At 71.3% G+C, this 13,680-nt stretch carries 12 protein-coding genes; 10 read left to right on the top strand and 2 right to left on the bottom strand.

Annotated elements, in window-relative coordinates:
• Nucleotides 1–32: 32 nt before the first annotated feature.
• Nucleotides 33–3,563, bottom strand: a complete 3,531-nt coding sequence (gene dnaE, locus AB0C25_RS20365; RefSeq protein ID WP_357375292.1) for a DNA polymerase III subunit alpha — start codon at nt 3,561–3,563, stop codon at nt 33–35.
• Between the two features lie 179 nt (nt 3,564–3,742).
• On the opposite strand from dnaE, the gene AB0C25_RS20360 reads away from it, so the two are divergent.
• The 3 genes from AB0C25_RS20360 (at nt 3,743) to AB0C25_RS20350 (ending at nt 5,621) form a co-directional block, all read left to right on the top strand.
• Nucleotides 3,743–4,363: an L-threonylcarbamoyladenylate synthase gene (locus AB0C25_RS20360; protein WP_357375290.1), complete on the top strand. Its 621-nt coding sequence runs from the start codon at nt 3,743–3,745 to the stop codon at nt 4,361–4,363.
• 98 nt (nt 4,364–4,461) lie between these two features.
• Nucleotides 4,462–5,007 carry an RNA polymerase sigma factor gene (locus AB0C25_RS20355; protein WP_357375288.1) on the top strand — a complete coding sequence of 182 codons (546 nt, stop codon included), beginning with the start codon at nt 4,462–4,464 and terminating at the stop codon, nt 5,005–5,007.
• Nucleotides 5,008–5,045: 38 nt separating this feature from the next.
• Nucleotides 5,046–5,621, top strand: coding sequence for a hypothetical protein (locus AB0C25_RS20350; protein ID WP_357375285.1), 576 nt, complete (start codon nt 5,046–5,048; stop codon nt 5,619–5,621).
• A 279-nt stretch (nt 5,622–5,900) separates the two neighbouring features.
• On the opposite strand, the gene AB0C25_RS20345 is transcribed toward AB0C25_RS20350, so the two are convergent.
• The gene (locus AB0C25_RS20345; RefSeq protein ID WP_357375283.1) at nt 5,901–7,304 is read right to left on the bottom strand and encodes a serine/threonine-protein kinase; all 1,404 of its coding nucleotides are present in this window, start codon (nt 7,302–7,304) and stop codon (nt 5,901–5,903) included.
• A gap of 120 nt (nt 7,305–7,424) precedes the next feature.
• Between AB0C25_RS20345 and AB0C25_RS20340 the strand changes: the two genes are divergently transcribed.
• From AB0C25_RS20340 to AB0C25_RS20310, 7 genes are all read left to right on the top strand, one after another.
• Nucleotides 7,425–8,024 carry a hypothetical protein gene (locus tag AB0C25_RS20340; RefSeq protein ID WP_357375281.1) on the top strand — a complete coding sequence of 200 codons (600 nt, stop codon included), beginning with the start codon at nt 7,425–7,427 and terminating at the stop codon, nt 8,022–8,024.
• A gap of 128 nt (nt 8,025–8,152) precedes the next feature.
• Nucleotides 8,153–8,494 carry a PadR family transcriptional regulator gene (locus AB0C25_RS20335; RefSeq protein WP_357375279.1) on the top strand — a complete coding sequence of 114 codons (342 nt, stop codon included), beginning with the start codon at nt 8,153–8,155 and terminating at the stop codon, nt 8,492–8,494.
• The gene (locus AB0C25_RS20330; RefSeq protein WP_357375277.1) at nt 8,491–9,438 is read left to right on the top strand and encodes a permease prefix domain 1-containing protein; all 948 of its coding nucleotides are present in this window, start codon (nt 8,491–8,493) and stop codon (nt 9,436–9,438) included. Before AB0C25_RS20335 ends, AB0C25_RS20330 begins: the two co-directional genes overlap by 4 nt.
• Nucleotides 9,439–9,560: 122 nt before the next feature.
• A complete protein-coding gene (locus tag AB0C25_RS20325; protein ID WP_357375275.1) occupies nt 9,561–10,895 on the top strand; it encodes a sensor histidine kinase in 1,335 nt (444 codons plus the stop codon).
• Between the two features lie 20 nt (nt 10,896–10,915).
• Entirely contained in the window at nt 10,916–11,611 is a 696-nt protein-coding gene (locus tag AB0C25_RS20320) for a response regulator transcription factor (RefSeq protein ID WP_357375566.1), read from the top strand.
• An 80-nt stretch (nt 11,612–11,691) separates the two neighbouring features.
• Nucleotides 11,692–12,585, top strand: coding sequence for an ATP-binding cassette domain-containing protein (locus AB0C25_RS20315; protein WP_357375273.1), 894 nt, complete (start codon nt 11,692–11,694; stop codon nt 12,583–12,585).
• Nucleotides 12,582–13,643, top strand: a complete 1,062-nt coding sequence (locus tag AB0C25_RS20310; RefSeq protein WP_357375270.1) for an ABC transporter permease — start codon at nt 12,582–12,584, stop codon at nt 13,641–13,643. Before AB0C25_RS20315 ends, AB0C25_RS20310 begins: the two co-directional genes overlap by 4 nt.
• Nucleotides 13,644–13,680: the final 37 nt, after the last annotated feature.

Below are 13,680 nucleotides of genomic sequence, written 5' to 3'. Positions count from 1 at the left end.
GCCGGAGGAACGCCGGCCGGGCCGCGGACCCGTCAGCTCACGTTGGCCGGGCCGAGGACGCTCTTCAGGTCACCCATCAGCGCGGTCGTCGCCGCCACCCGGAACGGACCCAGCCGCAGGGTGGTGGTGCGGCCACCGTTCTGGAGTTTGACGTGCACCTCGGTGTCGCCGGGGTGCAGCACCAGGGTTTCCTTCAGTTTCTCCACCAGCGGCGGCGTACACCGGTGCACCGGAATGGTGAGGGTGACCGGCTTGTTGGTGGCGCTGGTGCTGACGTCCGGCATGGACATGTCCATCGCCATGATCCGTGGGGTGTCGTCGCGGCGGTCCACCCGGCCCTTGACCACCACGATGGCGTCCTCGGCGATGTACTGCCCGATCACCTCGTAGGTGTTGGGGAAGAACAGCGTCTCGACCCCACCGGCCAGGTCCTCCAGGGTGGCCGAGGCCCAGGCCCGGCCCTGCTTGGTGACCCGGCGCTGCACCCCGGACAGGATGCCGGCGAGGGTGATGACCGCCCCGTCGGGCACCGCGCCGTCCTCGGCGAGGGAGGCGATGGTGGTGTCGGCCGCCGCGCCGAGGATGTGCTCCAGGCCGAACAGTGGGTGGTCGGAGACGTACAGGCCGAGCATCTCCCGCTCGAAGGCCAGCTTGTCGCGTTTGTCCCACTCGCTGTCCGCGATGACCGGCATCACCGTCGTGCTGCCGGTGTCGGCGTCGCCGAAGCCGGCACCGAACAGGTCGTACTGGCCGACCGCCTCCTTGCGCTTCACGTCGGCGTACGCGTCGATGGCGTCCGCGTGCACCGCGAGCAGGCCCTTACGGGGGTGCTCGAGGGAGTCGAACGCGCCGGCCTTGATCAGCGATTCGATTGTCTTCTTGTTGCAGACCACCGCGTCCACCTTGGACAGGAAGTCGTAGAAGTCGGCGTAGTCGCCCTTCTCCTCCCGGCACCGCATGATCGAGGCGACCACGTTCGCGCCGACGTTGCGCACGGCGGCCAGACCGAAGCGGATGTCCTTGCCGACCGGGGTGAACGGGCCGGCCGAGGTGTTCACGTCCGGTGGCAGCACCTGGATCCGCATCCGGCGACACTCGGACAGGTACAGCGCCATCTTGTCCTTGTCGTCACCGACGCTGGTGAGCAGCCCGCCCATGTACTCGGCCGGGTAGTGCGCCTTGAGGTACGCCGTCCAGTAGGAGACCAGGCCGTACGCGGCGGAGTGCGCCTTGTTGAAGGCGTACCCGGCGAACGGCACCAGGACGTCCCACACGGCCTGGATCGCCTCGTCGGAGTAGCCGCGCTCGCGGCAGCCGTCCCGGAACGGGATGAACTCCTTGTCGAGGATCTCCTTCTTCTTCTTACCCATGGCCCGGCGCAGCAGGTCCGCCTGACCGAGGGTGTAGCCGGCGAGGATCTGCGCGGCGCGCTGCACCTGCTCCTGGTAGACGATCAGGCCGTGGGTGGGTGCCAGGATCTCCCGCAGCGGCTCCTCCAGCTCCGGGTGGATCGGGGTGATCTCCTGGAGGCCGTTCTTGCGCAGCGCGTAGTTGGTGTGCGAGTCGACGCCCATCGGGCCGGGCCGGTACAGGGCCAGGACCGCGGAGATGTCCTCGAAGTTGTCCGGCTTCATCAACCGCAGCAGGGACCGCATCGGCCCACCGTCGAGCTGGAACACGCCGAGGGTGTCACCGCGGGCCAGCAGCTCGTACGCGGCCGGGTCGTCCAGCGGCAGGGCCAGCAGGTCGAGTTTGAGGCCGTGGTTGAGTTCGATGTTCTTGACGGCGTCGTCGATGATCGTCAGGTTGCGCAGGCCGAGGAAGTCCATCTTCAGCAGCCCGAGCGACTCGCAGGTCGGGTAGTCGAACTGCGTGATGATCGCCCCGTCGGCGTCGCGGCGCGTCAACGGGATGTGCTCGATGATCGGCTCGGCGGACATGATGACGCCGGCGGCGTGCACACCGGTCTGCCGGATCAGCCCCTCGATGCCCTTCGCGGTGTCGATCACCTTGCGGACGTCCGGGTCGGAGTCGTACAGGCCGCGGATCTCGCCGGCCTCCGCGTAGCGGGGGTGCTTGGTGTCGAAGATGCCGGTGAGCGGGATGTCCTTGCCCATCACCGCCGGCGGCATCGCCTTGGTGATCCGGTCGCCGACCGCGTACGGGAAACCGAGCACCCGGGCCGAGTCCTTGATCGCGGCCTTCGCCTTGATCGTGCCGAACGTGGCGATCTGGGCGACCTTGTCCTCACCCCACTTGTCGGTGACGTACTTGATCACCTCACCGCGCCGACGCTCGTCGAAGTCGATGTCGACGTCCGGCATCGACACGCGCTCGGGGTTGAGGAACCGCTCGAAGATCAGGCCGTGCTGGATCGGGTCGAGGTCGGTGATGCCCAGCGCGTACGCGACGAGCGACCCCGCGGCCGAACCACGACCCGGACCGACCGAGATGCCCTGGCTCTTGGCCCACTGGATGAAGTCGGCGACCACGAGGAAGTACGACGGGAAGCCCATCTGGTTGATGACGCCCAGCTCGTACTCGGCCTGGACGACGTGCCCCTCCGGGATGCCGTTCGGGTAGCGGCGGCCCAGGCCGGCGAACGTCTCCTTGCGGAACCAGGACTCCTCGGTCTCCCCGTCGGGCACCGGGAAACGCGGCATCAGGTTGTGGAACTCGAACATGCCCTTCGGGTCGACCTTCTCGGCGATCAGCAGCGTGTTGCGGCACCCCTGCTGCCACAGCTCGGAGGAGTCCACCGCGCGCATCTGGTCGGCGCTCTTGACGAAGTAACCCCCGCCCTCGAAGCGGAACCGGTTGGGGTCGTCGATGTTGCTGCCGGTCTGCACGCAGAGCAGCACGTCGTGGGCGGTGGCCTGCGCCTCGTGGGTGTAGTGCGAGTCGTTGGTGACCACCGGCGGGATGTCCAGCTTGCGGGCGATCTCGGTGAGCCCCTCGCGGACCCGGCTCTCGATGGAGAGGCCGTGATCCATGATCTCCAGGAAGTAGTTGTCCTTGCCGAAGATGTCCTGGTAGCTCGCCGCGACCTTGAGCGCCTCGTCGAACTGGCCCAGCCGCAGCCGGGTCTGCACCGCGCCGGACGGGCAGCCGGTGGTGGCCATGATCCCCTCGGCGTGCTCGGCGATCAGCTCCATGTCCATCCGGGGCCACTTGACGTAGTGCCCCTCCATGGACGCGCGCGAGTTGAGGGTGAACAGGTTCTTCAGGCCCTGCGCGTTCTTCGCCCACATGGTCTTGTGGGTGATCGCGCCGTTACCCGAGACGTCGTCGCTCTTCTGCTCCGGCCGACCCCACTTGACCCGCGCCTTGTGGTAGCGCGACTCCGGCGCCACGTACGCCTCGACGCCCAGGATCGGCGTGATCCCGGCGGCCATCGCCTGGTTGTAGAAGTCGTTCGCGCCGTGCATGTTGCCGTGGTCGGTGATCGCCACCGCCGGCATGCCCAGCCGGTTGGCCTCGGCGAACAGGTCCTTCAGCCGGGCCGCTCCGTCGAGCATCGAGTATTCGGTGTGCACGTGCAGATGCGCGAACGAATCGGCCATGCCTGGCGCCCCCCGGCGGTGTGGATCTTGTTGGTCGGAGCCGACCGGGACCTACCCTACCGAGGTGATCTCGACGGCTCCACCGTCCGCGCCGGGGGTCGTGGCCCTCGTCTCGTCCGCCGGGCGGTCCACCGAGCCCGCGCCTCCCCGCCGCGCGAAATGGGCCTAGGCTCATCGGCATGGCGAGGTACTACGACGTGCACCCGGAGAACCCCCAGCCCCGGATCATCGGCCAGGTCGCCGACCTGATCCGCGGTGGTGGGCTGGTCGCCTACCCGACGGACTCCTGCTACGCGCTCGGCATCCAGCTGGGCAACCAGGACGGGTTGGACCGGATCCGCCAGATCCGCCACCTCGACGACCGGCACCACTTCACGCTCGTCTGCCGGGACTTCGCGCAGCTCGGCCAGTTCGTGCAGATCAGCAACTCGGTGTTCCGGCTGGTGAAGGCGTCCACCCCGGGCAGCTACACCTTCATCCTGCCGGCCACCAAGGAGGTGCCGCGCCGGATGTTGCACCCGAAGAAGCGCACCGTCGGTGTCCGCGTACCCCGGCACACCGTCACCCAGGCGCTGCTGGCCGAGCTGGCCGAACCACTGGTGTCGAGCACCCTGGTCCTGCCCGGCGACGACGAGCCGATGACCCAGGGGTGGGAGATCAAGGAACGGCTCGATCACCAGCTCGACGCGGTCCTCGACGCCGGCGACTGCGGCAAGGAGCCGACGACCGTGATCGACCTGTCCGGCCCCGAGCCGGAGATCCTGCGCCGGGGCGCCGGCGACGTGTCGCGCTTCGAGTAGCGCGCCGGTCCGGGTCGGGTGCCGGACCGTACCGGGCCACGCCGGTGTCACCGGTCGTACGCTCGGGGATCGGCACCGGCGAGCATTGGACACCCGGCATGCCCGACGCGGACGACATCGACGCCCTGGCCCGGTCCGCCGCGCACGGCGACCCGTCGGCGCTGGACGCCCTACTGGTGGCGGTGCGCCCGGAGGTGCTGCGGCTGTGCGCCCGGTTCCTGCCCAACCGGGAGGACGCCGAGGAGGCCTGCCAGGACACGCTGCTGGCGCTGGCCAACGGCATCACCCGATTCGAGGGGCGCTCCTCGTTCCGCACCTGGCTGCACCGGCTGACCGCCAACCGGGCCCGCTCGACCTACCGCACGCTGCGCCGCCGCTGGCGGCTGGAGGCTGGCGGCGTACCGCTGCCCGACCGGGCCGACCCGCGGCGGACCAGCGTGGTCGCCGGCACCCGCCTCGACCTGCTGGACGCGTTCGACGCGGTCCATCCCGACCTCGCCGAGGTGGTGGCCCTGCGCGACGTCCTCGGGTTGAGCTACCCCGAGATCGCCGCCCTGATCGACGTGCCGCTGGGCACCGTGAAGTCCCGGCTGCACCTGGCCCGCCGCCAGGTCCGGCAACGACTCGGCAGCGACCAGGGCTGAGCCAGCCATCGGCGATCGCGACCGGAGAGGGGGGCCGCATGATCTCGCTGCGCCGTACCGTCGCCAGCGCCGTCACCGCGGTCGCGGCCACCGTGGCGGCCACCGCCTGCGGCACCGACGCGGTCTCGCCCTTGCCCGCCCAGCCGCGCGGTCCGTCCTCGTCGGCGGCGTCGGCGTCGGCGTCGGTCTCGGTGTCGGCGGGGACGACACCGCCGACGCCGCCGCTGGCAACCGGCCGCACCGGGTCGCCGACCCGGCCGCCGTCAAGCGCCGGGCGGCCCGTGCCGCCGCCCACCCCGACCAGGACAAGGGGTACGCCCCGAACGACTCCCCCGCCGACCGACACGACGCCGGCCTGCCAGGGCGCGGTCCGCTACGACCTGCCGCTCGCCGAGACCGAGATCGAGCTGCTGAAATCGCTCTGCTTCGCCACCGGTGCGGTGCTGCGGATCCAGGGCATCGGGCCGGGGCTCGTCACCGTGGACCGCCCGGAGTTGGTCTCCCAGCAGTACGAGGCGGGCGTGGTGGACATCCGCTTCGTCCGCACCGGCACCGTCGCCGTGACGATCCCCAAGGACGGCCGCGAGCACACGATCACCGTGGTGGTCCGCTAGACGTGATTCCTGCCCCCGGGCGGCGGGCGGCGGGCGGCGGGCGGCGGGCGGCGGGCGGCGGGCGGCGGGCGGCGGTGACTGTCGGTCACCTGCGTGAGGGTGGGTGCGGTCGTGACCGCTATACCTGTGAGTCATATTTATGACTCTGGGGTATATGGCTCAACAGCACATCGACGACCAGGCCCGCCCGACGTGCTCCGCCGCTCACCGGTTCGCGCGGCTGGGTCCCGGTGACAGCTGCACACCCCCAGTCCCGCCGACGGGCGCGTTCGGTCGCACCTACCGCAGGCGTACGCCGGCGAGCAGGGTGTCCACGAAGTCGGGTCCGCTGTCCGCGGGCGGGCTTATCTGCACGTACACCAGGGCGGGCCGGCCCGGGTGTGTGGCGGCCGCCTCGATGATCTGCGGCCGACCTCGGTCGCAGCGGTACGCCACCACCGTCCACTCGACACCCGCCTGCCGGATGAGCCGGGACGGTGCGGGCGCGCAGTCACCGTGGGTGCGCTCGGCCAGGAACCCGGCCGGTGTGGCGCGTGCCGCCGTGGTGGCGGAGAGGCCCACGAACGCGCCGGGCAGACGAGGGTCGGCGGCCCACCGGCGGGGTTGCGGTGACATCACCAGCGCCGGTTCGGGCTCGCCGTCGGCACCGTACTGACCGGCCCAGGTCGTCCCGGTGGCGGACCAGCCGGGTGGCAACACCACCGTCAGCGGCCCGGTCGTGTACGCGCCGCCGACCAGCCGAGCCGACCCGACGCCACCCGACTCGGCACCCACCGCACCCACCAGGACGGCGGCCACCACAGCGGCCCCGACCACCCGCAACCAGGACCGACGGCGGCCGCCCGACGGTGGTGCCGGCTGCTGCCGCACGGGACCGGTCGCCGCCGCCAGCCCCACCTGGCCGCTCACGCGGGTCAGCGCGGTGTGCAGGGCCGCGGCGTCGGGATAGCGGTCGGCCGGGTGGTGGGCGGTGGCCTGGGCGAGCACCGCCGCGACCGCCGGCGGCACGTCTGCCCGCAGTCGGATCTCCGGGGCGTGCCGCGGCGGATCGGCGCCCAGCAGGCGGATGCCGAGTCGGCCGAGCCCGTACACGTCGGCGCGGGTGTCGACCACCGCACCCGGGTCGTCCTGCTCGGGGGCCATGTAACCCGGGGTGCCAGCTCGGGCGGTCAGCCCGGAGGCGGCGGCGAGCGCCTTGGCCAGGCCGAGGTCGGCGATCAGCACCTTCTCGGTGTCGGGGTCGTCCGGACCGGCGGAGTGGAACAGGATGTTGCCCGGGGTGAGATCGCGGTGCACGACGCCGTGCCGGTGCAGCACGGCGACCCCCGCGCAGATCTCGCCGAGCAGCCGCAACGCCGTAGGGGTGGGGATCTCGCCGGCGGCCAGGCGGTCCCGCAGGCTCCCGCCGTCCGCCCAGGCCAGGACCGCGTACGGCCGACCGTCGGGCAACTCACCGACGGCGTGTACCCGGATCAGCCGCTCGTGCTCCAGCCGGCGCAGCAGCCGGGCCTCGTCGCGGAAGCGTTCCCGGACCCGCAGGTCGTGGCTCCAGTTCTCGGCCAGCACCTTGATCGCCACGTGCGCGTCGAGCGCCCGGTCGTAGCCCAGCCAGACGGTTGCGAACGAACCGACGCCGAGCAGTCGCTCGATGGCGTAGGGCCCGATCCGCAGCGGAGCCGTCACCGCGTCACCCCCGGCCGGCGTTTCTTTGGAGAGTAGACCGGGTCGGTCGCAAACCCGACGAACCGTTGGCCCCGGCGCGGTGACTAACAGGGCAGGAGACCCATCACCGAAGGAGCCACCATGAACCGTCCCACGATCCTCCTCACCACCGCCGCGTTGGCGCTCGGCACGCTCGTCCCGGTGGCCGCCGCCGGCCCGGCGGCGGCAGCACACCGGACCGGCGGCACCGCACCCGCCTCGGCGCGCGGCCCGCTCGCCGCCGGTGTCGAGCACAGCCACCCGCAGGTGCTCAGCGTCGCCGGCGCCGGTGTGTACCGGATCGGCGCCAGCCTGAGCACGCTCACCGCGAACGGGCACATCGGCTGGACCGCTCCTACCTGCGGCGGGGTGGTGCACGCGGGCTCGACCGGTTCCTGGGCCGGCGTGTTCGTGCTGACCTTCCGCGACGGGCGACTGGTGGAGGTCGGTACGGCCACCGCACCGCCCCGGTCCCCCGCCGGTGCCACGGTCGGCATGTCCTTCGACGAGTTGGAGGCGATCTACGGCCGGCGGGGTTCGTTGATCCGCAACGACGCGGGGGACGCCGAGGCGTACCTCGTGCGGGTCGGCTCGCGGGTGGAGCTGTTCACCAGGCACCCGATCCGGCCGGGCGTGGGCTACTTCCAGGTCGGTCCGGCCAGCTTCGTCGAGCGGAACTTCCGGCAGGGTCCGGCCTGCTGAGCAGCGTCAACCGTCGGGGCGCCCGGTTTCTGCCGGGCGCCCCGCGTGCTGCCCCGCACGCCAATCTGCGAGCGACACGATGATGTCTCGGTAGACAACACTGTGTGCCACACAGTATGGTGTGACACATGGTTAGCGAGGACGTTCTACGGACGCACCTACAGGAGTTGCGTCGAGGCACCGTCGTGGTGGCCAGCCTGGTCGCGCTGCGCCGACCGGACTACGGCTACGCACTGCTGCAACGGCTCACCGACCACGGCTTCCCGGTGGACGCCAACACGCTCTACCCGCTGCTGCGCCGCCTGGAGGACCAGGGGCTGCTGACCAGCGAGTGGAACACCGAGGAGAGCCGACCGCGCAAGTTCTACCGGACCAGCGACGAGGGCGAGTCGATGCTGAGCCGGCTGCTCGACGACCTCGCCGCCGTGCAGGCCTCCATCACCGGGCTGATCCAAGGAGTGGACCGATGAACACCCTGACCAACCGCTACCTCGCCGCCACCCTGCGCTCGGTGCCCGCCCCGCGTCGTGACGAGATCGCCACCGAGCTGCGGGCCTCCATCGACGACATGATCGAGGGCCGGACCGACGGTGGCACGGACCCCGCCACCGCCGAGCGGGAGGTGCTCACCGAGCTGGGCAACCCGGACGTGCTGGCCGCCCGGTACGCCGACCGTCGGCTACAGCTCATCGGCCCGACCTACTACCTGCTCTGGCTGCGGCTGTTGAAGCTGCTGCTCAGCTTCATCCCGGCGCTCGTCGGCACGATCGTCGCCGTCGTCGAGGCGGCCGAAGGGAAGGGTTTCGGGGCCATCGGGACCGGCATCGTCGTCGCCCTGCACGTGACCGTGCACATCGGCTTCTGGCTCACCCTGACCTTCGCCATCATCGAGCGCACCCAGACGGCCGTGGACGTGCCGGAGTGGACTGTCGACCAACTGCCCGACGCCCCGGTGCACCGGAACATCCCCCTCGCCGACACCATCGCATCGGTGGTCATGTTGGTGCTGACCATCGCTTACCTGCCCTTCCAGCACTACCAGTCCTGGGTGCACGAGACCGACGGCGGCAACATCCCGATCCTCGACCCGGCGCTGTGGTCCTTCTGGCTGCCGGCGCTGATCGTCGTGCTGGTCGCCAGCGTGATCTTCGAGGTCGTCAAGTACCGGATCGGTCGCTGGACCTGGGCACTGTTCGGCACCAAGGTGCTGCTCAACCTGGCGTTCGCGGTGCCGCTGGTGTGGCTGGCGCTCTCCGACCGCCTGCTCAACCCCGCCCTTGCCGAGCGCCTGAGCTGGGTGGCGGAGGCAGACAACCGGGACGCTCTCGGTCTGGCCATCGCGGTCGGCACGGCGGCGATCGTGGTCTGGGACCTGATCGACACCGCTCTGAAGACCCGCCGTCAGACGGCATGAGCGAGAGCCCTACCCGGCGGCCCGGCGCGTACCTCGCGTCGGGCCGCCGCCCGTGGGCCGGATCCGACGGCACCGGTCCGCCCACTCGACAGGCGTGGCGGGCGGCGTGGCATCGTTCCCGGATGACCGTGGCACCGCGAGACGAATGGCGCCGACCGGGTCCGACCGCCCAGCAGCGCCGCAACGACCTGTGGCTCGGCCTGGGGATGACTGTGCTGGCGCTGGTCAGCCTCACTCTGGCCCACAGCACCGGGGCGTTCCTGTTGGGCTCGCCGCCGTCCGGGGCGGAGCAACTGTTCTGGACCGTCGCGGTGACGGTGCCGCTGATCTGGCGGCGGCGCTGGCCGGTGACGACCCTGCTGGTCGTCTCGGTGGGTTTCATCGCCGCGCAGGCGCGATCCGCCCCGGAGACCCAGTTCTCCTCCTGGGCGTTGTTCTGCGCCCTCTACACCGTCGGCGCCTGGGGGCAGGACCGTCGCCTGGCCCGGCGGCTGCGCATCGGTGTGATCGCCACGATGTTCGCCTGGCTGGGGATCTACTACGCGATCACGATCGACCAGATTCCACCGGGGGCCTTCGACGGCGCGGCCGGGCCGGTGCCACCCGTGCTCGCCGCGATGGTCACCGGTGTCCTGCTCAACGTGCTGGTCTTCGGCTTCGCGTACTTCTTCGGGGAGACCGCCTGGGTGGCCGCTCGTCGCGAACACGAGCTGCGGACCCAGGCCGAGGACCTGCGTCGGTCGCAGACCGAGTCCCGGGAACGGGCGGTGCTCGGCGAACGGGTCCGGATCGCCCGGGAACTGCACGACGTGGTCGCCCACCACGTGTCGGTGATGGGAGTGCAGGCGTCCGCCTGCCGCCGGGTGTTCGACCGCGACCCCGCCAAGGCCCGCACCGCGCTCACCGCCATCGAGCAGAGCGCCCGCACCGCGGTCGACGAGCTACGCCGGATGCTGGGCGTGCTGCGGACCACCGGCGCGGCCGACGCCGCGCCGCCGGCCGGCGGCGACGTCGACCGGATCGGTGAGCTGGTCGAGCGGGCTCGGGCCGCGGGCCTGACGGCGACCCTCGGGGTGTACGGCGGCCCGGTCGTGCTGCCCGAATCGGTCTCGCAGGCGCTGTACCGGGTGACGCAGGAGGCGGTGACCAACACGCTGAAGCACGCCGGTGCGGACCTGCTGGACGTGCGGGTCCGCTACCTGGCCCGGGAGGTGGAGGTGGACGTGACCGACAACGGGCGAGCCGGCGGCCGGGTCGACGCCGTCGGGCTGGGCCTGATCGGGATGCGCGAACGGGTCACCGCGCACGACGGCGACCTGGAGGTCGGACCGCGTGCCGGCGGCGGATGGCGGGTACGCGCCCGCTTCCCGCTGGCGGCGGCCGACCCACCCGTCGGCACGCAGCGAGAGCCGCACGACGAACACCAGCCGGCCGGCGACACGGAGGTAACGGCATGAGTACCGCGCCAGCCCACGAGATGTCCGGTCCGGATCGGACCATCCGGGTGCTGCTCGCCGACGACCAGCACCTCGTCCGCACCGGCTTCCGGGTCATCCTGGAGGTGGAGGACGACATCGAGGTGGTCGGCGAGGCCGCCGACGGCGAACGGGCCGTCGCCATGACCCGGGCCACCCGCCCCGACGTCGTACTCATGGACGTGGAGATGCCCGGGATGGACGGCCTGGAGGCCACCCGGCAGATCACCGCCGACGGACCCGGCGGGCCGGCCGTGCTGATCCTCACGACCTTCGACCGCGACGACTACCTGTTCGCCGCGCTGCGTGCCGGGGCCAGCGGTTTCCTGTTGAAGAACGGCACACCGGAGGAGCTGATCGAGGCGATCCAGGTGCTGGCCAGGGGCGACGGCCTACTCGCCCCGGAGATCACCCGCCGGGTGATCTCCACGTTCGCCCGTCCCGGAGACCCGGCGGGCACCGCCCACCGGGGGCCGGAGGCCGACGCGGCGCTGGCCGGGCTGACCCCACGGGAACGGGAGGTGCTGGTGCTGCTCGCCGCCGGATCGAGCAACGCGGAGATCGCCGCTGCCATCCACCTGGGCGAGGCGACCGTGAAGACCCACGTCAGTCGGGTGCTGGCCAAACTCGGTCTGCGCGACCGGGTGCAGGCGGTGGTGTTCGCGTACGAGAACGGGGTGGTCCGGCCCGGCGGGTGACCGCCATCCACCGCGCGACGGACCGCCCGCTCACCCACCGGGCGGACGGCGGGGCGGGGTGTTCGATCTAGCGTGGACGGGTGACCAGAACGCTTCGCCTCGACGGCGTCGACCGTAGCTTCGGCGACCGGCAGGTGCTCAAGAACGTGTCCTTCGAGGTGGCCGCCGGCCGGATGACCGGCTTCGTGGGCGCCAACGGCGCCGGCAAGACCACCACCATGCGCATCATCCTGGGTGTGCTCGCCCCCGACGCCGGTCAGGTGAGCTGGGGCGGCAGCACGTTGACCTCGCGGGACCGGCGGCGCTTCGGCTACATGCCGGAGGAGCGGGGCCTCTACCCCAAGATGACCACCCGGGAGCAGGTGACGTACCTGGGCCGGCTGCACGGCCTGGACGCGCCCGCCGCCCGGCGGGCCACCGACGCGCTGCTGGACCGGGTCGGCCTCGGTGAACGCGGTGACGACCTGCTGGAGACGCTGTCGCTGGGCAACCAGCAACGCGCGCAGATCGCGGCCGCGCTGGTGCACGACCCCGAGGTGCTGGTGCTCGACGAGCCGTTCTCCGGCCTCGACCCCCTCGCCGTCGACACCGTCGTCACCGTGCTGCGGGAACGGGCCTCGGCCGGCGTACCGGTGCTCTTCTCCAGCCACCAGCTCGACGTCGTGGAACGCCTCTGCGACGACCTGGTGATCATTGGGGACGGGACGATCCGGGCCGCTGGCAGCCGGCAGCAGCTGCGCGAGTCCTACACCGTGCCCCGCTACGAGTTGGTGGTGGCGACCGACGCCGGTTGGGTACGCGACCAACCCGGGGTGACCCTGGTCGAGCTGGACGGCCCGCGCGTGGTCTTCGACCTGCCGGCCGACGCCGACGAACAGCCCGTGTTGCAGGCAGCCCTCGCGCGCGGCCCGGTGCGCGCCTTCCGCCCGGTCAGCCCCTCGCTCACCGAGATCTTTCGAGAGGTCACCCAGTGAACATCGCCCAGGCCACCCGGCTGGTCGCCGAACGGGAGATCCGCGTCAAGCTGCGCGATCGTACCTTCCTGTTCGGCACGCTCTTCTTCCTGCTGATCGCCGCGGCGGGCACCATCCTGCCGCCGCTGCTCTCCGGCGGTCCGGACACGGTGGCCGTCACCCAGGAGGCGGCCGGGCCGCTGCGGGACGCCGGACTCGACGTCCGCGTGGTGGCCGACGACCGGGCCGCCGAGCAGGCCGTCCGCGACGGTGACGTGGACGCGGCGGTGGTCGCCGGTCCGAAGGTTCTCGCGATGGACGAGTCCCCCACCGACGTGGTCCAGGCGCTGAGCAGCTCGCCGCCGGTGCAGTTGCTCGACCCGGACGCGGTCGACCCGGTGGTGGCGTTCCTGGTGCCGTTCGTCTTCGCGTTCGTCTTCTTCATCACCTCGCAGACCTTCGGCCTGCAGATCGCGCAGAGCGTCACCGAGGAGAAGCAGACCCGCATCGTGGAGATCCTCGTCGCGGCGGTGCCGGTACGAGCTTTGCTGGCCGGCAAGGTGGTGGCCGGCGGCATCCTGGCGTTCGCACAGATCGCGCTCATCGCCGTGGTGGCGGTGTTCGGCATGCAGATCGGCGACAGCGGCGGCCTGCTCAGCCTGCTCGCCCCGGCGATCGGCTGGTTCGTGCCGTTCTTCCTGTTCGGTTTCGTGCTGCTCGCCGCGATGTGGGCGGCAGCCGGAGCGCTCGCCAACCGGCAGGAGGACATCGCCGCCGTGTCGACACCTGTGCAGCTCGCCGTCATGCTGCCGTTCTTCGCGGTGATCTTCCTGAACGACAACGCGACCGCGATGCGGGTGCTGTCGTACCTGCCGTTCTCGTCGCCCACGGCCATGCCGTTGCGGCTGTTCACCGGCGACGCGGCCGGTTGGGAGCCGTTCGTCTCACTTGTCGTCCTGCTGCTCGCCACCGGCGCGTTCCTGCTCGCCGGCGCCCGGGTGTACGAGGGATCGCTGCTGCGCACCAACGGCCGCACCTCCCTGCGGACCGCGTGGCGGGAGCGGGAGACGATCGGCTGAGCCGATGGTTCGCCATGCGGGCGTCGGTGTCCTGATC

The organism is Micromonospora sp. NPDC048839, from assembly GCF_040649915.1.
In the GTDB taxonomy this organism is placed as follows: domain Bacteria; phylum Actinomycetota; class Actinomycetes; order Mycobacteriales; family Micromonosporaceae; genus Micromonospora.
Note: the sequence above shows the minus strand (reverse complement) of the source record. Positions and strands in the feature narration are given on the sequence as shown.